At 62.3% G+C, this 21,233-nt stretch carries 16 protein-coding genes and 1 riboswitch; of the genes, 6 read left to right on the plus strand and 10 right to left on the minus strand.

The window, feature by feature from the left end; genetic code table 11:
- Positions 1-70 precede the first annotated feature (70 nt).
- A complete protein-coding gene (locus PH547_RS11430) occupies positions 71-934 on the plus strand; it encodes an RNA polymerase factor sigma-32 (protein ID WP_028751537.1) in 864 nt (287 codons plus the stop codon).
- A gap of 122 nt (positions 935-1,056) precedes the next feature.
- Here PH547_RS11430 and PH547_RS11435 read toward each other — a convergent pair whose 3' ends face one another.
- The 5 genes from PH547_RS11435 to PH547_RS11455 all read right to left on the minus strand — a co-directional run bounded on the left by PH547_RS11435 (position 1,057) and on the right by PH547_RS11455 (position 8,032).
- Positions 1,057-2,589: a M48 family metalloprotease gene (locus PH547_RS11435; RefSeq protein ID WP_285168280.1), complete on the minus strand. Its 1,533-nt coding sequence runs from the start codon at positions 2,587-2,589 to the stop codon at positions 1,057-1,059.
- Positions 2,590-2,860: 271 nt separating this feature from the next.
- The gene (locus tag PH547_RS11440) at positions 2,861-3,589 is read right to left on the minus strand and encodes a thiamine ABC transporter ATP-binding protein (protein WP_285168281.1); all 729 of its coding nucleotides are present in this window, start codon (positions 3,587-3,589) and stop codon (positions 2,861-2,863) included.
- Entirely contained in the window at positions 3,579-5,222 is a 1,644-nt protein-coding gene (gene thiP / locus PH547_RS11445) for a thiamine/thiamine pyrophosphate ABC transporter permease ThiP (protein ID WP_285168282.1), read from the minus strand. The genes PH547_RS11440 and thiP overlap by 11 nt, the downstream gene beginning before the upstream one ends.
- Before the next feature lie 7 nt (positions 5,223-5,229).
- The gene (gene thiB, locus PH547_RS11450; RefSeq protein WP_285168283.1) at positions 5,230-6,258 is read right to left on the minus strand and encodes a thiamine ABC transporter substrate binding subunit; all 1,029 of its coding nucleotides are present in this window, start codon (positions 6,256-6,258) and stop codon (positions 5,230-5,232) included.
- A 50-nt stretch (positions 6,259-6,308) separates the two neighbouring features.
- Positions 6,309-6,426, minus strand: a riboswitch (TPP riboswitch).
- A gap of 70 nt (positions 6,427-6,496) precedes the next feature.
- The gene (locus PH547_RS11455) at positions 6,497-8,032 is read right to left on the minus strand and encodes an MDR family MFS transporter (protein ID WP_285168284.1); all 1,536 of its coding nucleotides are present in this window, start codon (positions 8,030-8,032) and stop codon (positions 6,497-6,499) included.
- A 214-nt stretch (positions 8,033-8,246) separates the two neighbouring features.
- On the opposite strand from PH547_RS11455, the gene PH547_RS11460 reads away from it, so the two are divergent.
- The 5 genes from PH547_RS11460 to PH547_RS11480 all read left to right on the plus strand — a co-directional run bounded on the left by PH547_RS11460 (position 8,247) and on the right by PH547_RS11480 (position 16,113).
- The gene (locus tag PH547_RS11460; protein ID WP_285168445.1) at positions 8,247-8,774 is read left to right on the plus strand and encodes a MarR family winged helix-turn-helix transcriptional regulator; all 528 of its coding nucleotides are present in this window, start codon (positions 8,247-8,249) and stop codon (positions 8,772-8,774) included.
- A 72-nt stretch (positions 8,775-8,846) separates the two neighbouring features.
- On the plus strand, positions 8,847-9,500 hold the full coding sequence (locus PH547_RS11465) for a thiamine diphosphokinase (protein ID WP_285168285.1): 654 nt from the start codon (positions 8,847-8,849) through the stop codon (positions 9,498-9,500).
- A 2-nt stretch (positions 9,501-9,502) separates the two neighbouring features.
- Positions 9,503-11,332 (plus strand): ABC-F family ATP-binding cassette domain-containing protein, encoded by a 1,830-nt coding sequence (locus PH547_RS11470; protein WP_104824812.1) that lies wholly within the window; start codon positions 9,503-9,505, stop codon positions 11,330-11,332.
- Between the two features lie 417 nt (positions 11,333-11,749).
- Complete coding sequence (locus PH547_RS11475) at positions 11,750-12,934, plus strand: efflux RND transporter periplasmic adaptor subunit (protein WP_445944967.1); 1,185 nt, start codon at positions 11,750-11,752, stop codon at positions 12,932-12,934.
- The gene (locus PH547_RS11480; protein ID WP_104824810.1) at positions 12,931-16,113 is read left to right on the plus strand and encodes an efflux RND transporter permease subunit; all 3,183 of its coding nucleotides are present in this window, start codon (positions 12,931-12,933) and stop codon (positions 16,111-16,113) included. Before PH547_RS11475 ends, PH547_RS11480 begins: the two co-directional genes overlap by 4 nt.
- A 6-nt stretch (positions 16,114-16,119) precedes the next feature.
- Here PH547_RS11480 and PH547_RS11485 read toward each other — a convergent pair whose 3' ends face one another.
- The 5 genes from PH547_RS11485 to PH547_RS11505 all read right to left on the minus strand — a co-directional run bounded on the left by PH547_RS11485 (position 16,120) and on the right by PH547_RS11505 (position 20,978).
- Positions 16,120-16,848 carry an SIS domain-containing protein gene (locus tag PH547_RS11485; protein ID WP_104824809.1) on the minus strand — a complete coding sequence of 243 codons (729 nt, stop codon included), beginning with the start codon at positions 16,846-16,848 and terminating at the stop codon, positions 16,120-16,122.
- A gap of 24 nt (positions 16,849-16,872) precedes the next feature.
- Positions 16,873-18,030 carry an N-acetylglucosamine-6-phosphate deacetylase gene (gene nagA, locus PH547_RS11490; RefSeq protein ID WP_104824808.1) on the minus strand — a complete coding sequence of 386 codons (1,158 nt, stop codon included), beginning with the start codon at positions 18,028-18,030 and terminating at the stop codon, positions 16,873-16,875.
- Positions 18,030-19,061, minus strand: coding sequence for an SIS domain-containing protein (locus PH547_RS11495; protein WP_104824807.1), 1,032 nt, complete (start codon positions 19,059-19,061; stop codon positions 18,030-18,032). The genes nagA and PH547_RS11495 overlap by 1 nt, the downstream gene beginning before the upstream one ends.
- Positions 19,058-19,831 (minus strand): GntR family transcriptional regulator, encoded by a 774-nt coding sequence (locus PH547_RS11500; RefSeq protein WP_285168286.1) that lies wholly within the window; start codon positions 19,829-19,831, stop codon positions 19,058-19,060. The genes PH547_RS11495 and PH547_RS11500 overlap by 4 nt, the downstream gene beginning before the upstream one ends.
- Before the next feature lie 121 nt (positions 19,832-19,952).
- Positions 19,953-20,978, minus strand: a complete 1,026-nt coding sequence (locus PH547_RS11505; protein WP_104824805.1) for an aldose epimerase family protein — start codon at positions 20,976-20,978, stop codon at positions 19,953-19,955.
- Between the last annotated feature and the right edge of the window lie 255 nt (positions 20,979-21,233).

The raw sequence follows: 21,233 nt of genomic DNA on the forward strand, positions 1-21,233 counted from the left end.
CGATGTTTGCTGTCTTTTCCGTTGACCGTAGCACAGAGACGATTTTGGGGCAGGATTAGGGGATATGCATATGAAGAATATGTCTGCAGATCGGCGTATGATTAAGATCGCGATGGCCGCTCCCTATCTCGGCCGGGACGAAGAGCACGACCTCGCCATCCGCTGGAAGGATCACGACGACCGCGGCGCTCGCAACAAGATCGCCACAGCCCACATGCGCCTCGTTATTTCGATGGCGGGCAAATTCCGCAATTTCGGCTTGCCGATGAGCGACCTTGTACAGGAAGGCTATGTAGGTCTCCTAGAGGCGGCGGCAAGGTTCGAACCGGAACGGGAAGTACGATTCTCGACCTACGCAAGCTGGTGGATCCGCGCTTCGATCCAGGATTATATCCTGCGCAACTGGTCGATCGTGCGCGGAGGCACGAGCTCGGCGCAGAAGGCGCTGTTCTTCAATCTTCGCCGCTTGCGGGCCAAGCTCGCCCGGGGCAATACCGGCGTTACGGTGCAGTCGATCCATGAAGAAATCGCCGTCGCCCTCGGCGTCAGCCTTGCCGATGTGCAGACCATGGATGCGCGCCTCTCCAGCAATGATGCATCCTTGCAGGCGCCGTCGATTTCCGGTGACGCCGAAAGCGCCGAGCGCATGGATTTCCTGATCAGCGACGAGCCTCTGCCCGACGAACAGGTCTCCAACATGATCGATGGTGAGCGCCGCCGAGTCTGGCTGGCTTCCGCCTTGAAGCACCTCAACGAGCGTGAAATGAAGATCATCCGCGCCCGTCGCCTGGTGGAGGATGGTGCGACGCTGGAGGAGCTGGGCGCTGATCTCGGCATTTCCAAGGAACGCGTACGTCAGATCGAAAGCCGCGCCATGGAAAAACTCCGCAGCGCTCTGGTCGACGCCGATCCGCGTATGGCGAGTTACGCTTGATAAAAACCTTCTCCCCATGGGGGAAGGATCAGGTGCCAGCAAAAAGGCAGCTTTTCTCGATAACGCCCTCAAGCCGCGCTGTGCGCGGCCTTTTCGTGCTGGGGCGAAGATGCGCGATCCAATTATTCGGAAATAATCTTGACCCTGTCGCCGGGCGCGACGTTTGCGCCCGTTGGCAGGGCGTTGATCAGTTTGAAGAGATCGAGTTTGCGGTCGGTGCCCATCATGCGGGCGGCGAGCGTTGTGATATTATCGCCTGTCTTGACCGTCACGACGCGCACGCGCAGTGGCTTCAGTGATGAGGCTTCTTCCGGCGTCATGTGCCGGAAGCTTGAGCGAAGCACGTCGGCCGTCTGCTGCAGGGCGGTCGTGTTGCCCTTCGGCACGGCCGTCAGGAAGCGGAAGATCTGCGAGCGGTCGCGGATGACGGTGACGTCGAAATCCCAGCGATCAGCCGAGGCGCGCGCGGTGGCGGCCTCCATGCCGTTGACGGTGATGGCACGGATGGTCGAGGGATCGAGACCGGTGACCCAGCCGCTGGAAATATAATTCGTCAGGTTCTGATTCTGATTGTCCGCCACGCCGTCGAAGCGGACGGCGATATCGCCGGGGCCGGTCGCCATGACCGCCTCGACCTTGTTGTCGATGTGGAAATCGGGCGGGACATCGAAGCGAATGCCGAGACCGCCGTGCAGGAAGGTCTGGCCACGCACATAGCCTTCTTCCGGGCTGTCGCCATAAAGCAGGCCGTCGATGCCGTTGAGGTAATAATCGCGGCCGGCATCGCCGACCTTACCTTCCTCGCCGAATTCACGGGCATGCATCTTGGCAAGATCGATGCGCTGCGGCGTGCTCGGATGGCTCGATAAGAAGTCGAGGCTCTGGTCGGCGTCGGAATTGGCCGTCATAAAGTGGCTGTAGTCTTCCATCGCATTGAGGAAGCGGGCTGCCGCATAGGGATCGTAGCCGGCCTGGCCAAGCGTGCGGATGCCGATCTCGTCGGCTTGCAGCTCCTGCTGGCGGGAGAAGGCGGCAAGACGCAGCTTGCCGCGGGCGAGGGCTTGCTTGCCGGCAAGATCGCTCGACAGAACTTCGGAGACGACGCGGCTGGCGATGACTTCGGCCTCTTCACGCTTCTGGCGCTCGATACCGTGATTGGCAGTGACGTGCGCCATTTCATGCGACAGCACGGCGGCGACTTCCGAGGCATCGTTTGCAAGCGCCAGCAGGCCGCGCGTGACGTAGAGATAGCCACCGGGCAGCGCGAAGGCATTGATCGACGGCGAATTCAAAATGGTGATGCGATAGGATTGCTGCGGATTTTCCGACACGCTGGTCAGTGCGCCGGCGATGCGGGCGACCAGGCGCTCGGTCCTGGCATCCTTATACTCGCCGCCATAGCTCGCCAGAATGCGCGGATGCTCACGGGCGCCCATCTGCGCGCGCGGATCGTTCTTCTGCACTTCGGAAACGATCTGCGGGCTGGACGATGGCGAAACATTCGGTTGGTAGGATTGATCCAGCACCGACTGACAGCCGTTGAGCACCGCCGCGGCAATGAGGATGGGGGCCAAGCGGCGCGCATGGGCCGCGACAGTCCTGCTGATCCTTCGTCCTGCGTAGTCGCTCTGCTTCAGTGCCTGTGTCCCACTCATCTTACTGCCATGCCGGCCGGACGCCGAACCCGGTTGATCATGACTAGGCAGATCATCGCCGCGTTTCGTCAAAGGTTGCATCCACTCCGATCGGACCTGAGTTCGTCCGGGTGGTCTCTGCCCTTTGCTGTAGCCGATTTCGGCAGCAGTTGCATAGCGAGACTCCGTTTAAATGTGGCAGCGTTGTATTTTGGCAAGCATATGCCAGGACTTTCAGCCGTCCGCCGCGACGAAATTAAGGCAAAACCGGCAGCAAAATGCTGCGTCGCATTCAATGTTGCAAAAATGTGGTCAGTGCCGGAATGCCGTCTTGCGTCAAAAAACGCTCGATGGGAGCTGAAAGCGGAACGGTTCCGCCATCGATGAAGACGGCATGATCGGCAAGACGGCGAACTTCAGCCGGGTCGTGCGAGACGATCAGCACCGTATTGCCAGTTTCGCGGTGAAGCTCGGACAAAAGCTCCGCCATGCCGGAGCGCAGGCCGGGATCGAGCGCGGCGAAGGGCTCGTCGAGCAGCAGGATCGGCTTGTCGCGCACCAGCGCCCGTGCGAAGGCCGCACGTTGGCGCTCGCCGCCGGAAAGGGTGCCGGGCTTGCGTCTATCGAAGCCGGCAAGCCCAACGCGTGCCAGGGCTCCCGAAATCCTTTGCCGGTCGTCCACCGAGAGTTTCAGCGACGGGCTGATGCCAAGCCCGACATTGGTGAAGAGATCGAGATGGGCAAAGAGGTTGTTATCCTGGAAAACCAGCGATACCGGCCGCTCGGAGGGATGCAGCCTAGTGACATCCTGCCCGGCAAGCATGATACGGCCACGGTCGGGCGTCTCGAAGCCGGCGAGCAGATTGAGGAAGGTGGATTTGCCCGATCCGGACGGGCCGGTGATGGCGATGATCCGGCCTTGCGGCAATTCGCAATCGAAGCGGAAATCATGGGTGCCGAGCCGCAATTCGACGCCGGCCATCATAATGCCCCGTTGTCCCGTGCGCTGATTATCGGTCATTCCGCCTGCCTTCGTCCTCATGCCTGCCTTGACCGGCCGTGCCGGCGACAGTCAGGAGTAGACATATCAGCCCCAGAATGAAAGCAAGTCCGTCCGCATCGTTGGTGCGATAGCTGCCGAGCTTGCTGTAGACCAGCCAAGGCAGTGTCACCAGGCTATCGGAGCCGAAGAGAGCGACGGCGCCGAGATCGCCGAGCGACAGCGCCATGGCGAAGGAGAGCGCCGTAAAAAGCGGCTTGCGCAGGCCGGGCCAGTCCACTAGCCGCAACCGCGCGAGGCCCTGAAGACCGAGGCTTGCGGCCAAACGTTCCGTGCGGCGACGATGGACAGCATGGGCCGGTTCGATGACGCGGATGACAAAGGGAAGCGCCATCAGGGCGTTGATGGCGACGATCAGAAGCGCCGCAAATCGGGCGGGATCGCCAAACAGCCTCAGCGCCAGGAACCATCCGGTCGCCAGCACGATCGGCGGCACCAGCAAGACGAGGGAGGACGTGCCGCTCAAGGCGAAGGCGAGGGCGCGCAGGCCCGGCGCTTTCCGGCGTTCGGCCGCTATCGCCGCGCGGGCGCGGATGATGGCGAAGGAGATGAGAACCGCCAGAATGCCGGCGGCAAGCGCGATTGCGAGGCTGGTCGAGGCTGCCTGCAGGAAGATCGCCTGGCTGACGAGCCTCAGAAGATCTGCCTTGAGGCCGGTGACGACCACCGAGGCGAGCGGCAGGCCGATGAATAGGGTGGCGAGCAGGAGCAGCGTGCTGTCGGCCAGTTTGGCGGCGGGCACTGTTCCATCGATGCGCCGCACGGCGCGGCCTGCCGTCAGCCCGTGATCGTCCGGCGCTGGAAGCAAGGCCATGGCGCCGAGAATGGCGGCGGTCACCACGATCTGCAGCAGGGACAGGGCTACGGCGCGGCCGGGATCGAAATCAAAGCGCAATGCTTGATAGATCGCCACCTCGAGCGTGGTCGCGGCCGGGCCGCCACCGAGGATCAGCACCAGCGTGAAGCTGGTGGCACAGAGCATGAAGATCAGGCCGGCGATGCCGGAAATGAGGCCGCGCAGCACCGGCCATTCGATGAAACGAAAGACGGAGGCGGGGCGCATGCCGAGGCCACCGGCCATTAGCCAATATTCCGCCGGCACGCGTTCCAGCCCGGCGAGCATCAGGCGGGCGGCGAGCGGCAGGTTGAAGAAGACGTGCGCCAGCAGGATGCCCGTCAGCCCGTAGATGCTGACCGGCTGCGCTAGGCCGAGCCCCGTCAATAGCTGGTTGAGAACGCCCTGACGCCCCCATATGCCGAGCAGGCCCAGCGCGCCGATCAGCACCGGCAGGCCCATGGGAACGGCCATCAGGCGGATGAGCCAGAGCCGGCCGGGAAAGCGAGGCTGCCGCGCCAGCGCGCGGGCGACCGGAATGGCGAGGGCGACAGAAAGTAGGGTGGACAGCGTTGCCTGCAGCAGGGTGAAGCGCAGCACGCGCAGAAGATAGGGATCGGCAAGCGGATTGCCGTCGGCGGATTCGATGCCGGCGGCAAGCAGGGTGACGATGGCAAGGCCGATGAAAAACACGATACCGGCGAGGCTGAAGGCCCCGCCGGCGATGGCATGTCTTTTCTCCGGCGCCGTCAGCAGCATCTCGGCATCAATTGGTGCTGGTGGCGGCCAGCCATTCGTCGATCCAGGCCTTGCGGTTCTTTTCGACCACATCGGGGCTCATCAGGAAGGTCTTTGACGGGACGACCAGCTTGCTGAAGGCATCTGGCAGCGGCTCGGACGTCGCCGAGACCGGCATCATCCAGTTATTGGTCGGGATGGTGTCCTGAAAGCCGGGCGAAACCATGAACTTCAGGAAGTCGCGGGCAAGCTCCTTGTTCGCCGACGACTTGATCAGGCCGGCAACTTCGATCTGGATGTAGTGGCCCTCGGAGAAGGCGGCCGCCTGATAGCGGTCGGTCTTGTCTACGACCATATGATAGGCCGGCGACGTCGTATAGGAGAGCACCATCGGTGCCTCGCCCTTGGTGAAGAGGTCATAGGCTTCCGACCAGCCGGGGGTGACGGTCAGGATGCGGCCCTTGAGCTTCGTCCAGGCATCGGCCGCCTTGTCGCCATAGACCGACTTGACCCAGAGCAGCAGGCCGAGGCCCGGCGTCGAGGTGCGGGGGTCCTCGATGACGATCTTCTGCGACGGATCGCCCTCGACCAGATCCTTCAGGCTCTTTGGCGGATTCTTGACCGCCTGCGTATCGTAGACGACGGCGAAATGGCCGTAGTCATAGGGGACGAAGACGTCGTCTTTGAAATCGCCCGGAACCTTCAGGCTGGACGTGTCGATGCCACTGGCATCGAACAGGCCGGTGTCCTTTGCCTCGTCGACGAGGTTGGTGTCGAGGCCGAGAACGACGTCGGCCTTGGTGCCCGTGCCTTCCAGCTTCAGCCTCGAAAGCAGCGCCACGCCGTCGGTGACGCTGACGTAATTGACCGTGCAGCCGCAGGTTTTCTCGAAGGCGGCCTTGACCTTGGCGCCCGGACCCCAGTCGGCGGTGAAGCTTTCATAGGTGTAGATGGTGAGCGTCTTGTCCGCAGCTTCGGCGCGCTCTGCGGCGAAAAGCGTTGCGCCGGCGGCGAGAGCCAAGCCGGTAAACAGTGACAATAGCGATCGGTTGGGCATGACAGCGCCTCCTCGTTGGTTTCGTTTTGAACGGGAAAAGGGCGCCATGATTTTGTCACGCGTCTAATCCCTCCGCCGGTGTTAGCCGGATCAGGTTCCGCGGGTTGGCCGGTGAAAGCCTCTCAGCCAGATGTCTTCGAAAGACATAAGGCACCCCGTTAGAGCGTTGGCAGGTTTATTCCTGTGACGAAGCGATGACAAGGGGAATGATTCCCCTGTCGATTGCAGTACGTTCGTTTTACTCGGCCGCGTGCGCAGCCGCCTGGCTGTCGAGCTTCTTGGCGGCGCCGGGCAATTGCACGTTCTTCAATGAGATCGCCGTCAACAGGCCGAGGAAACAGATGGCGGCGGCCGTCATGAACAGTGGGCTGAAGGCGCTCGCATAGGCATTGGCAACGCTTTCGCGCGTGGCGTCCGGCAGGGCCGCCATCATCTTCGGCGTCAGCTCCTCGATATTGGCGACACCGGGGATGGAAACGCCGATATTGCCGAGCTTGGCGGCGATGATGGCGCCGTAGATGGAAATGGCGATCGAGGCGCCGCCCATGCGCGAGAGCGTCACGGCGCCGGTGGCGGCACCGACGTCGCGGCTGGCTGCGGCATTCTGCACGCCAATGACCGGGACTTGTTGTGCCAGGCCGATGCCGATGCCATGCAGCAGCATCAGGGCGCCGATGAAGACGATCGGCGTGCCGGCGTGAACATGCGCCAGCGTGGCGAAGGCGATGGTGCTGCAGGCGGCGCTGGCGATGGCGAAGGGCTTGTAGCGGCCCTTCATCGAGATCAGCCGGCCGGCCGAAAGCGAACCGCAGACGATGCCGCCGGTCAACAGGATGAACAGCAGGCCCGCCATGGATGGCGACAGGCCGGTCGTCGTCTGCAGGAAGAGCGCGAAATAATTGACCATGCCGATTGCCACCGCGCCGCTGGTGACCGAGATGATCAGCAGCAGGCCGAAGGTCGGGTTGCGGAACAGCGTCATCGGCACGATCGGCTCCGGCGCGCGACGTTCGACGAAAACCCAGGCCAGCGCACAGAGCGCGCCGAAGGCGGTGATCCCGAGGCATTGCGGCGAAAGCAATGAGCCGAAGAGCTCCGTGCCGTCAGCGGCAAGCACGATGCTGGTGGTCGTCAGCGCAAGGAGGAGCGCGCCGGCATAGTCGATCTTCGGCTTGCGGGCGGGTTTGCGGTACGGGAGCATGAAGGCGAGGCCGGCCAGAACGATAAAGCCGATCGGCACGTTGACGAGGAAGATCGAGCGCCAGCCGAAGAGGTCGCTCATCGTGCCGCCGAGAACGGGGCCGATGGCGCCGGAAGCCATCAGCACCAGGCTGGAATAGCTCTGATAACGGGCGCGTTCCCGCGGTTCGAAGAGATCGGCGTTGACGGAGAAGATCGAGACCAGAATGCCGCCGCCGCCAAGGCCCTGCAGCACGCGGGCGGCGATCAGCGTATTCATCGATATTGCAAGGCCGCAGACCGCCGAACCGATGGTGAAGATCGCGATCGCGGTCATCATCACATATTTGCGGCCGAAAAGGTCACCGAGCTTGCCGTAAACGGGCATCGAGGCGGAAAGGGCCAGCAGATAGGCCGAGCCGATCCAGCCGAAGCGTTCCAAGTGCCCGAATTCTCCGACGATGGTCGGAAGTGCCGTCGATACGATCTGGTTGTCGAGGGTTGCCATGAACATGGCGGTCATCAGGAAGAAGAAGAGAATCAGCCGGCGGCGATGATCCGCCACAAGTGGCGTGGGCGTGGTCTGCATATCCATGGAACGAGAAATCCGAGCTTGCCCGAAACGCTATGCGCTCGACCGAACGCATGGGAACGCCCCGGTTCCTGAATGCGGAACATGGCGTTTTCGGACAGGTCTTCGAAAGCGAATGTTCCGGAACAATATATGTGCTATCAGCATATAACTGTCAATGGCAAGTGAATGCTGTTTGCATATTTTAATTCCTATCCGTCTCTGATATGTTGGAATGATGACATCAGCGACGAACACACGAGAAGTTGAAGCCTCACCCTTGCCCGAAGATGAAAACCGGTTGCGCATCGGGCAGGTGATGACCCGCATGCGCCTGATGACCGGCCGCCGCATGATCGGTCGGCTTGCCATCCAGAACGTTGCGCCGGGCCTGGAGCTTTCGCATCTCGACGTCATCGATGCCGTAAGGCGCGCGGAAGAGGCCGGCGAAGTCACGGTCGGGACCATCGCCGAAATCCTGCGCATCGATCCATCGCGGGCAAGCCGCATCGTCGCTGACATGGTCGCCCGCGGCGTGTTGCGCCGCAAGGCGTCGCAGGCGGATGCGCGTCGCATCGTGGTCGTGCTGACCGCGCTGGGCCAAAGGCTGCTCGCCGAAATCCAGGCGCAGAAATTTTCGGTCATCGAGAGCATCATTGCCGACTGGTCGACCGAGGACATCGAGACTTTCTCGCTGCTGTTCGATCGGTTCGTCAGCGGTTACGAGCGGGTTTTCCAGGCGCGCATCAAGGAAACAGACGGCTGAACGGCTGACACCGCCGTTCTTGCCAACAGCGCTCTTCCCTTAGGACGCGTCTTTGCGCTATGGGCTTGGCACATGAGCCAATCCACCACCTTCACCATCCTTCTTGGCGGCGAGCTTCGCCTGACGGACCGGCTGCGCGCGGCGGTCGCGGGCAGCCGTTTCATTGCGGCAGATGGCGGCATGCGCCATGCCGTGGCGCTCAATGCGACGCCCGAGCTCTGGGTCGGCGATTTCGACTCGACGCCGGCGGATCTGCACGGTGCATTTCCGGATGTGCCCAAGCAGCCCTATCCGGAGGCAAAGGCAGCGACGGACGGCGAGATCGCCGTGTCGGAAGCGATCGACCGTGGTGCAAAGCGATTGATCCTCGCCGGCGCCATGGGTGGGGAACGTTCGGATCATGCGATCCAGCATCTGATCAATGGCGTTCAGCTCGCCGAAAAAGGTTTCGACGTGCTGCTGACCTCGGGCGATGAAGAGGCCGTGCCGCTGCTGCCGGGCGACTTGGAACTGGCGCTGCCGGCCGGCTCGCTGTTTTCCATTCTGGGCTTCAGCGACTTGAAGGGTCTCTTCATTCACAACGCCCGCTATCCCCTGCGCGATTTCCATCTGCCCTTCGGCGCGTCGCGCACCATTTCCAATGTGGCTGAAGGCACTGTGCGCCTTTCGCTCGGCAGCGGCAGGGCGATCGTCCTTGCCCGCCCCTATGATCTCAGCGGAGTCTGATCTTGGCCCCTCCCATCCTGAAACTCGACGACATCTTTCTGAGCTTCGGCGGCGCGCCGCTCTTGGCCGGCGCCGGGCTGCAGGTGGAGCCGGGCGATAAGATCTGCCTTGTCGGCCGCAATGGCTCCGGCAAGTCGACCCTCCTCAAGATCGCCGCCGGCCTTGTCGAGGCGCAGTCCGGCGAAGTGTTCCGTCATCCGTCATCGACGGTGCGCTATCTCGAGCAGGCGCCGGATTTCGCCGACTATAAGACGGTGGCCGCCTATGCCGAAGCCGGGCTCGGACCGGGCGACGATCCTTATCGCGTTACCTACCTGCTCTCCCATCTTGGCCTGACCGGTGAGGAGGACCCGAAAAACCTCTCGGGCGGCGAGGCGCGCCGCGCGGCGCTTGCCCGCGTTCTTGCGCCGGAACCGGATATCCTTCTGCTCGACGAGCCGACCAACCATCTCGACCTGCCGACCATCGAATGGCTGGAAGGCGAGCTACAGAAGAGCCGCAGCGCCCTGGTGCTGATCTCGCACGACCGGCGCTTCCTGGAAAAGGTGTCGACGGCGACCGTCTGGCTCGATCGCGGCACGTCGCGGCGGCTCGATCGCGGCTTCGCGTTTTTTGAAGGCTGGCGCGACCAGGTGCTGGAGGCCGAGGAGCTGGAACAGCACAAGCTCGGCAAGGCGATCGAGCGCGAGGAGCACTGGCTGCGCTACGGCGTGACCGCGCGGCGCAAGCGCAATATGCGCCGCCTCGGCGAGCTGCAGGACATGCGCGCGCGCCATCGCGGCCATAAGGGACCGCAGGGCACGGTGCAGGCAGCGGCGGCCGACGCGCAGGAAAGCGGCAAGCTGGTGATCGAGGCAGACAAGATCACCAAGACCTATGACGAGCGCGTTATCGTCGCGCCGTTTTCGATCCGGGTGCATCGCGGCGACTGTATCGGTCTCGTCGGTCCGAACGGTGCCGGCAAGACGACGCTCCTGAAGATGCTGACAGGCCAATTGCCGCCGGACGGCGGCACGGTCAAGCTCGGCACCAATCTGGAGATCGCCACCCTCGACCAGAAGCGCGAAGACCTCAATCCGGAGGATACGCTCGCCAATTACCTGACGGACGGCCGCGGTGAAAACCTGCTGGTCAATGGCGAGCAGCGGCACGTCACCGGCTATATGAAGGAGTTCCTGTTCCAGCCGGAACAGGCGCGTACGCCAATCAAGAATCTTTCCGGCGGCGAGCGTGCCCGGCTGATACTGGCGCGTATCCTGTCGCGGCCGACCAATCTCCTGATCCTCGACGAACCCACCAACGATCTCGACATCGAGACGCTTGACCTCTTGCAGGAGATCGTCGCCGGCTTCAACGGCACCGTTATCCTCGTCAGTCACGACCGTGATTTCCTCGATCGGACCGTGACCTCAACCATCGCACCTGCCAATCCCGAAGAGCCGGACGGCCGCTGGATCGAATATGCCGGCGGCTATTCCGACATGCTCGCTCAGCGCAAGGGCGCAATCGAGGAGCGCAAGCGAGCCGAAAAGGCAGCCGAGAAGCCGAAAGCAGCGGAGACGCAGGCAGCCACCGCTGAAGCTTCGAAGGGTAAGGGCAAGCTCTCCTACAAGCAGAAATTCGCCCTGGAAAACCTGCCGAAGGAGATGGCGAAGGCCGAGGCTGACATCGCCGCCCGCGAAAAGAAAATGGCCGATCCCAACCTCTTCGCCAAGGATCCGGCAAGCTTCAACCGCCTTGCGGCCGAGATGGAAAAGCTGCGCGACAGCCTGACGAAAATGGAAGAGGAATGGCTGGAGCTCGAGATGCTGCGGGAAGAGCTGGAGGGCTGAGGCGCGGTTCAAACCGTGTCATCAACCTTTCATAGCCATCGGTATATTAAAGAAAACAGATGGTTGCAGCCGGTGCTATTCCCTGTTGTCGAATTCGATAAACTGTTTATACATTGTGTTGAAAGTACCAGACTAGAGCATCCTGCTTTCAGGTAAATATCCCCTCCAAGCGAACAGATGCTCCAGGTTCAAACGTCCAGAGCGCCCCTTCTGCGTTTAAACCAACGCACGGCGTTCCAGAGCTGGAGGACGCCGCGGATCGTCAGTCATCCGCGACGCATTGAGAAGTCCGAAGAGATCTGACGAGATTCCGCCGCTGGCGGTGTAGGTCCTTCGCGGAAGGCTGCAGGCAGACATCATGAACGCTTGACGCGGCAGTTTTTGCCGTGGGTGATTTATTGGTCAGGGGGTTCCTTCATGCCGATGACGCTGGCGCGTGTCGCTTTCTTAAGCTGTGCAATTGCTGTTCTCACGGGATCTCAGGCGCTAGCGCAAAATGCGCCGCCCGCGGCACCGGTGACGGTCGCCAAGCCCGTGGTCCGCGATGTCATCGACAGCGATGAATTCATCGGCCGCTTCCAGCCGGTCGATGAGGTCTCCGTGCGCTCGCGCATCGGCGGCTATCTGCAGGAGGTGCATTTTCAGGACGGTACCATAGTCAAGCAGGGAGACCTGCTTTTCGTCATCGACCAACGGCCCTACGTCAACGCGCTGAATGAAGCCACGGCTTCCCTCGAAGTCGCGAAGTCGACACTGACGAATGCCGATGCGCAATTTCAGCGCACGCAGGCATTGGCGGGTACCGGCAGTTTGTCCGCATCCAATCTCGACGATCGCCGCCGCGATCTGATCTCGGCGCAGGCAAATGTCCGCGGCGCGCAGGCGGCTGTCGATCGTGCCTCGCTCGACATGGAATATACCAGGATCACTGCGCCGCTCAGCGGCCGCATCGACCGGCGCCTGATTTCGGTCGGCAATCTCGTCCAGGCGGACCAGACCGTTTTGACGACCATCGTTTCGCTCGATCCGATTGACTTCTATTTCGACGTCGATGAACGGCGGCTGCTTTCCTATGCTGATGAGGCGCGCAAGAACGGCAGTGTTCTGCAGCAGGGCGGCGGCGGCCTCGATGTCACCGTGATGATCGCCGACAATCGCCAGCAGCCGTTCAAGGGCAAGCTCGATTTCGCGGAAAACCGCGTCGACAACCAAACCGGCACGATCCGTGTGCGCGCCCGCTTCCCCAATCCGAATCTCGTCTTGCAGCCTGGCCTTTTTGGGCGCATCCAGGTCGCGGGTTCCAATAGTTACAAGGCGGTCCTTGTTCCCGACGAGGCCATCGGCGCCGATCAGGATCAGCGCGTCGTCTACGTCGTCGGTGCCGATGGCAGCGTTACGCCGAAATCCGTGCGGCTTGGGCCGAAGCTTTACGGCTACCGCGTCATCCGCAGCGGCATGACTGGCGACGAAACCATCGTCGTCAACGGGCTGATGCGCATCAGGCCCGGCGTCAAGGTTGCACCGCAATTGGTCCAACTGCCGCCGGATGCGACCAACGAGGAGGCGCCGACACAGGCATCGGTCCAGGGGTCGGACCAATGAGATTTTCCCATTTCTTCGTCGACCGGCCGATTTTCGCGTCGGTCCTTTCCATCGTGCTGCTGATCGTCGGCGGCATCGCCTATTTCCAGCTTCCGGTCGCGCAATATCCGGAAGTGGCACCCCCGACGATCGTGGTGCGAACCTCCTATCCGGGTGCGGATTCGCAGACCATTGCCGATACGGTGGCGACGCCGATCGAGCAGGAGGTCAACGGCGTCGAGGACATGCTCTACATGTCCTCCTATTCCAGCGCCGACGGTTCGATGTCGCTGACCATTACCTTCAAGCTCGGCACCGATCTCGACAAGGCGCAGGTTCTGGTCCAGAACCGCGTCTCCATCGCCGAGCCCCGCCTGCCGGATGAGGTTCGCCGCATCGGCATCACCACGGTCAAAAGCTCGCCTGACCTGATGATGGTCGTGCATCTGCTTTCTCCGAGCAATCGCTATGATCAACTCTATATCTCCAACTACGCCCGCACGCGCATCCGCGACCTTCTCGTCCGGCTCGACGGCGTCGGCGACGTGCAGCTCTTCGGCGAGCGGCAATATTCGCTGCGCATCTGGCTCGACCCCGAAAAGCTTGCCGCCTACGGCATGACGGCCGGCGATATAGTCCAGGCCTTGAGGGATCAGAACGTGCAGGTATCGGGCGGCTCGATCGGCGGGCCGCCGGTTTCGGGCACCAATGCCTTTCAATATACGGTGACGACCCAGGGGCGCTTTTCCGATGCGCGACAATTCCGCTATGTCATCGTCAAGGCGACGGATAGCGGTCGGCTCGTGCAGTTGCAGGATGTGGCGCGCATCGAACTCGGCGCGCAGGACTATGTCACCAACAGCTATCTGAACGGTGCTCCCGCCGTTGCGCTCGGCATCTTTTCGCGGCCCGGCACCAATGCGCTCGATGCCGCCGCAGATATCCAGAAGACGATGAAGGATCTGGCACAGGATTTCCCCCAGGGCCTCGAATATCGCATCGTCTACAATCCGACGGAGTTCATCTCGGAATCGATCAACGAGGTCTACAAGACGATCTTCGAGGCAGCGATCCTCGTCGCCATCGTCGTGCTGGTCTTCCTGCAATCCTGGCGAACGGCGATTATTCCGATCGTCGCCATCCCGGTATCGTTGATCGGCACCTTCGCCTTTTTGCTGGCCTTCGGCTTCTCGCTCAATATGCTGACGCTGTTCGGCCTAGTGCTCGCCATCGGCATCGTCGTTGACGATGCGATTGTCGTCGTCGAAAACGTCGAACGCAATCTTGCGCTCGGGATGACGCCGAAAGAGGCGTCGCACGTGACCATGAACGAGGTCGGTACCGCCGTGCTGGCGATTTCGCTGGTCCTCATCGCCGTCTTCCTGCCGACGGCTTTCATTCCCGGCATATCGGGGCAGTTCTACCGGCAGTTCGCGGTGACGATTTCCGTTGCAACAGCGATTTCCTGCCTGAATTCGCTGACGCTGTCGCCGGCGATCGCGTCGATCGTGCTGCGCCCGCATGACCATAAGAAATCGAATAACATCTTCTCGCGCTTCGGCCGCGCTCTTGGCAACGGTTTCAACCGCGGCTTCGACCGGATGAGCAGCGGCTATTCCTGGGTCATCAGCCATCTCGTCACGACCTGGGTCGCGCTCGGCTGCGCTCTTGTCGTTTTCGTCGGGCTGCTGGGTGCGACGTGGTACATGGGCAAGATCGTGCCGCAAGGCTTCATCCCGACCATGGACCAGGGCTATGCCATCGTTGTCGTACAGCTTCCGGATGGAGCGTCGCTCGCGCGCACCAACGCCGTCATTCAGAAGGCGACCGAGATCATCAGGAAAACGCCGGGCGTCGAAAACGCTGTTGCCTTCGCCGGTTTCAACGGCGCGACCTTCACGAATGCCTCGAATTCCGGTGTCATCTTCACGCCCTTCAAACCGTTTGAGGAGAGATTGAAGAACGGGGAGAGCGCCAGCAAAATCATTGGTCAGCTCTACGGCAGCCTGCAGGGCATCCAGGAAGCCTTCATCATCGCGATTCCGCCGCCTTCCATCCGCGGCGTCGGCAATTCCGGCGGCTTCAAGATGCAGCTTATGGACCGGGAAAATGCCGATATGCGCCGGATTCTCCCGCTGGCCTATCAGCTCATGGGCGTGGCCGCGCAGAACAAGGGGGTCAGCGGCGTCTTCACCACCTTCTCGGCCAATAGCCCGCAATATTTCCTCGCGGTCGATCGTGACAAGGCGCGGGCGCTGAACGTGCCGATCCCGAATATCTTCGAGACCTTGTCGATCAATCTCGGCACGTCCTATGTCAACGACTTCAACGCCTTCGGCCGCGTCTATCAGGTACGGGCGCAGGCGGACCAGCAATATCGCATGGACCGGGAGGATATTCTCGCTCTGAAAGTTCGCTCGGCAACCGGTGCGCTCGTGCCGCTCGGGACGCTGGTCGACATTCGGGATACGACCGGGCCGACGCTTGTCCAACGCTACAACATGTATGTCTCGGTCCCCCTCCAGGGCAATCCGGGGCCGGGAGTTTCGACCGGCACCGCGCTCGATACGATGGAAGGATTGGCGAAGAACCTCCTGCCGGCGGGTACGACCTTCGAATGGACGGAGCTCGCTTATCAGGAAAGGAACACCGGCAATACGGCCGTCTATATCTTCGCGCTGTCGGTCATCTTCGTCTTCCTGGCGCTCTCGGCGCAGTATGAAAGCTGGATCTTGCCGCTGGCCATCATCCTGATCGTGCCGCTGGCGGTGCTGGCTGCCCTCATCGGCGTGCATCTCAGGGGCATGGACAACAATATCCTGACGCAGATCGGCCTCATCGTGCTGATCGGCCTTGCGGCGAAGAACGCGATCCTGATCGTGGAATTCGCCCGCCAGGCGCAGGAGGAGGGCAAGAGTGCCGTCGAAGCGGCAATCGAGGCCAGCCATCTGCGCCTGCGGCCGATCCTGATGACTGCCTTCGCCTTCATCTTCGGCGTCGTGCCGCTGATGATCGCCACCGGCCCCGGCGCGGAAATGCGCCAGTCGCTGGGTACGGCGGTTTTCTCGGGCATGCTCGGCGTGACGTTGTTCGGCCTGTTCCTGACGCCCGTCTTCTACGTCGTGCTGCGCAGGCGGCGCCGGCCGGCGGCGGAGGCTGCGGCGGAAGCGCCTTCAGCCCACGACGCCGCGGCGCAGTGATACGGATCAGAGATGTGGATTGCGCGGCCGGTATTTTTTCACCAGCCGCTGATTGATTTCCTTGGCGCGCGGCATGTTGGCGCTGAGATAGACCGGCGGGTCGCCGTCCTTGCAAAGCTCGGCGGCGACTTCGGCAAAAACGGCATTCAACACCGTGGCGCCGATCGCAGTCGATGCCGGCCCGACTTTCAAATCGCTGCCTGGCAGATCGATGACGGCGTCGCCAGGCGGCAGGCCGTTGTCGAAGACGATATCGGCGATATCGGCTAACCGCCGGCGGCCATTGGCGATAGCGGTGGAGTAGGCGAGGGAAGTAATGGCGATGACGGTCGCGCCGATCTCGCGGCCGTAATCGGCAGCCTCGATCGGGGCGGCATTGACGCCGGAATTGGAGGCGATGATCAGTACATCGCCGGACTGCATGCCGTAGCGCTCGAAAATCGGCCGTATCAGGCCCTCGGTGCGCTCATAGACCGAACTGATGACGGCGCCTTCGTGCAGCATGGCGGAGCCGACCAGCACGGGGATGGTGAAGGCCAGGCCGCCGGCGCGGTAGTGCACCTCCTCCGCCAGCATATGCGAATGGCCGGTGCCGAAGACATAGACGCGTCGATCGGCGCGCGCCGCCGCGCTGATGACGGCGGCAGCCTTGGCCATCGGCTCGGCGAGCGTCTCGCGCAAGGTTTCCAGCCGGCCGATGAGGGCGGAGAAATAGCTGTCCGTGACTGCGGTCATTCCGTGCCTCTCTCGTTTGCGGTTTCAGGCCGATCGCTGGCCGGAGATCCATGTCTTGGTGACTTCGATGCCGTCATTGATGTGGACGAGATCGGCACGCGCGCCGGGCGTCAGATATCCACGGTCGGTAAGCCGCAGGAAGCGCGCGGGATAGGACGTCGCCATGCGCAAGGCTTCTGCCAGCGGCAATTCAAGGATATTGACGCCGTAACGGATCGTCGAGGCCATATCGACATCGGAGCCGGCAAGCGTGCCGTCATCCAGCGTCAGCTTCGAGCAATAGCCGCCCTTGGTGCGATAGACGGTGCGGCCGTTCAGGGTGAAGCTCGGAAGGTCGGTGCCAACCAGCGACATGGCATCGGTGACGAAGAACAGCCGGCCCTCGCCGCGCTTGGCGCGAAGCGCGATGCGCAGGGCTCGTGGATCGACATGGTGACCATCGGCGATGATGCCGCACCAGGGCGCGGGATGGTCGATCGCTGCGCCCACGAGGCCCGGCGCGCGATGACCCATCTGGCTCATGGCGTTGAAAAGATGGGTGACGCCACGGGCGCCGGCGTCGAAGCGGGCATCGGCCGCTTCCGCGGTGCAGTCGCTATGGCCGATGCTGACGATGACGCCGCCTTCGTTCAGCGCCTGTACCTGGCGTGCGGTGACCTGCTCGGCCGCCATGGTGACCAGCAGGATGCCGATCGCCTCGCGGGCGCGGATGAGGGTCTTGACGTCGCTGTCTTCGACCGGGCGCATCAGTTCGGCAAGATGTGCACCCTTGCGGGCCGGCGCCAGATGCGGGCCTTCGAGATGCAGGCCGACGACGCCTCGGTTGGCCTTGACGGCTTCGGTCGCCGCCTCGATCGCCGCCGTCGTCGTCGCAGCGATATCGGTGATCAGCGTCGGCAGCAGCGCCGTCGTACCATAGGGGCGATGCCCCTCGGCGATCGTATACATGGCTTCCGGCGAAGGGCCGTCGTTCAGCATGCGGCCGCCACCGCCGTTCACCTGTGCGTCGATGAAGCCGGGGGACAGGACGCCGCCGTCAAGGCGGATCACTTCGGCATTATCCGGCACATTGTTGGCGGCGGTGATCGCCTGCACCCGGCCATTGCCGGTCACCAAGGCGCTGTCCTCGTGAAACCGTTCGCCGTCGAAGACGCGGGCGCCGGTAAAGACCTTGTAATCCATCACATGGTCTCCGTTACCTTGAGAAGATTAGCCGGCTTATCCGGATCGAATCCCTTGCGACGCGTCACGGATTCGATGAGGCGATAATAGCAGAGCAGCGACACCAGCGGGTCGAGCAAACCGTTGCCGGTGGTCGGCATGCGAAGGTTGATGCCGGGTAGCGGAGCGGTAGAGAAGGAGACGGCGGTGGCGCCGAGCTTCTGCAGGCGCTCCAGCGCCTGGGCATTGTTGGCAAAGGCGGCATCGTCGGGCGAAAAGGCAACAATCGGGAAGCCCGGCTGCACTAGCCGCATCGGTCCGTGCATCAGCTCGGCAAGCGAAAAGGCTTCGGCATGCAGGCCAGAGGTTTCCTTGGCCTTCAGGGCTGCCTCCAGCGCAATGGCGAATGCTGGACCGCGACCGCCGGTATAAAGCGATGTCGCGTTGAACAGCACGTCCTCGGCGGCCTTGCCGTCGATCCCCGATGTCGCTGCAAGCGCTTCCGGCAATTTGGCGAGGCCGGCGGCAAGCGCCTGGTTTCCCGAGATCGCGGCGGTGACGCCGGCGAGCGCTGCGACGGAGGCAATGAAGGATTTCGTGGCGGCGACGCTCTTTTCCGGGCCGGCGTTGAGACCGAGCACGATATCGGCCTCCTTGGCGAGCGGGCTGTCGGTGACGTTGACGACGGCGATCGTGGTGGCACCACCTTGCTTGGCGGCGGCCTGCAGCGCGATGATGTCGGGGCTGCCGCCGGATTGCGATACGGTGAAGTGGATGCCGCCCTTTAGATGCAGGGGGGCGCCATAGACCGAGGCGATCGACGGACCGACCGACGCGACGGGTACGCCATGGGAGATCTCGAAGAGATATTTGAAGAAGGTGGCGGCATGGTCGGAAGACCCACGTGCGGCCGTGGTGATAACAGAGGGACGCGTAGAGGTGAAGAGCTTTGCGATTTCAGCAAAGACGGGCTTTTCTTTCTCAAGCAGCGCCGCGACAACATCCGGCGACTGGCCGGCTTCCGTCAGCATCAGGGATTGGGTCTCGCTCATAGGTCATCTCCAATTCTCAATTCGGCAACGAAATCATAGGCATCGCCGCGATAATGCGAGCGGGTGTATTCAACGACGCGCTGGTCTTCCAGGCGTGAAATACGTTCGATCAAAAGCGCGGGCGCGCCGGCTTTGACGTTGAGGATCGACGCGGAGGTCGGATCGAGCGTCACGGCTGTCAGCCGTTGCAGGGCCCGGACCGGCTTGAAGCCGTTTCCAGCCAGCGCATCATAGAGCGAACCCTCGGAAACCGCATCCTCGCCGACGAATTTGATCGGTACGACGGCGCGCTCGATGGCGAGCGGCTGGCCATCGGCCAGGCGCAAGCGATCGAGCCGCAGCACGGGCTCGTCCTGCCCGAGACCGAGCAGAAAGCATTCTTCGGGTGCCGGCGTGCTGACGCTGCGCGACAGGATCCTTGCCGCCGGCTCGCGACCGCGCGAGCGCATATCGGCGGAGAAGGAGGAGAGGCGCCAGAGCGATTGTTCGATACGCTCGACGCGCTGCGACACGAAAGTACCGCTGCCATGGCGTGACTCGATCGCGCCGGAGGCCAGCAGATCGCGATAGGCGGTGCGGACCGTGACGCGGCCGACCTGCAATGCCTCGGCCAGGTCGCGCTCGCCCGGCAGCGCTGCTCCCGATTTCAGCAGGCCTTCCTGGATGAGCCCGGTCAGCGCCTGCGCCAGGCGCTTGTACAACGGGCCGCTCATGGCCGCGTCGCGCAGGCCACGACTGTTCAATTCAGCGACTAAACTGGTTCTATCCATGGGTCCTTCATAGAACCTATTTAGAACCAATCTGCAAGGTGAATCTGATCTGCGGGGCTAAAATTCAATCGGCTGGGCGCAGTGCGCCCGGCCGACAATTCCGTGATTGGGTACCTTCAGCTCAGTTCTTGGTGAAGATGTAATCCGTTTCCTGCCGCAGTACTTCGCCGGGACGAAGAACGGCGTTCGGGAAGCCCTCGTGGTTGATGGCATCCGGCCAGACCTGGGTTTCCAGGCAGAACCCTGCGAAGGGGCCGATCTTGCGGCCATCGTGGCCGGGAACGGGAACATCCAGCTTGAAGCCCGCATAGAACTGCACCCCGGGCTCGGTCGTGCGCACTTCCAGCGAGACGCCGGAATTGACGCTGCGTGCCAGCACCACCGAGCGCTTGGCGGTGCGTTCGGACGACAGGCAGAAATTATGGTCGTAGAGCGCCTGTTCGGTCCCATCGAAGCGCATCATCGGCGCCATTTCGCGGAAATCGAAGACAGTGTCGGCGACGGGACGCACTTCGCCCGTGGGCACCTGCTTTTCATCCGTCGGGGTATAGTGGTCGGCGGCGATCATGATGTCGTGGCCGAGCGCGTCGTCGTGGCCATCGAGGTTGAAATAGGCGTGCTGGCAGACATTGGCGAGCGTCGGCTGATCGGTCGTCGATTCATAGGTAACCGAGAATTCGCCGTTGCCATGCACCCAATAGGTCGCCTGGATCGTGCAATTGCCAGGATAGCCGGCGCGGCCATCCGGATCGACGATCTTCAGCACGACGCGGTCGATGGCGTGTTCGACGATCGTCCAGTTGCGCTTGGCGGTATTATCCTTGCCGCCATGCAGATGGGTGACGCCTTTTTCGTTGAGGTCGAGCTGATATTCCTTGCCGTCCAGCGTGAAACGGCCGGCGCCGATGCGGTTGGCGCAGCGGCCGGGCGTGGCGCCGAAATAGGAGGAATGGGCCGGATAATCGGCGAAGTCATCGAAGCCGAGCAGCAGGGACGGGCTATGGCCGTCCAGCCGCAGGTCCTGAATGACGGCACCCCAGGTCATGATGTGAGCCGTCAGGCCGCCGCCGACTATCTTGACGCGATAGACCGTTTCTCCATCGGCCGTCGTCCCGAAAACTTCCCGCTCCAAATTGTCTTTCGTCATATCAGCTCATCCATTCCCATTGAAAATTCGAGGCTTGACCCTGCCCCCATTTGCGCCGGTCCGCAATCGGTCGATTGCGAAATTTAGAGGCGGCGGGTGGCCGATCAAGTGCCGCTCGGGTTTCTCCCGACGGCTTCGGAACCGGCAGACTGCGCCGGAAATGTGCAATGCGTACGACAGGCCGGCGAGGTGTTTTGTTCGGGTTTGCCGCGGTCTTGTGCCTAGCCATCGCCATCAAGCATGCATGATGAAGAC

This window comes from Rhizobium cerradonense (assembly GCF_030182455.1).
Lineage (GTDB): Bacteria > Pseudomonadota > Alphaproteobacteria > Rhizobiales > Rhizobiaceae > Rhizobium.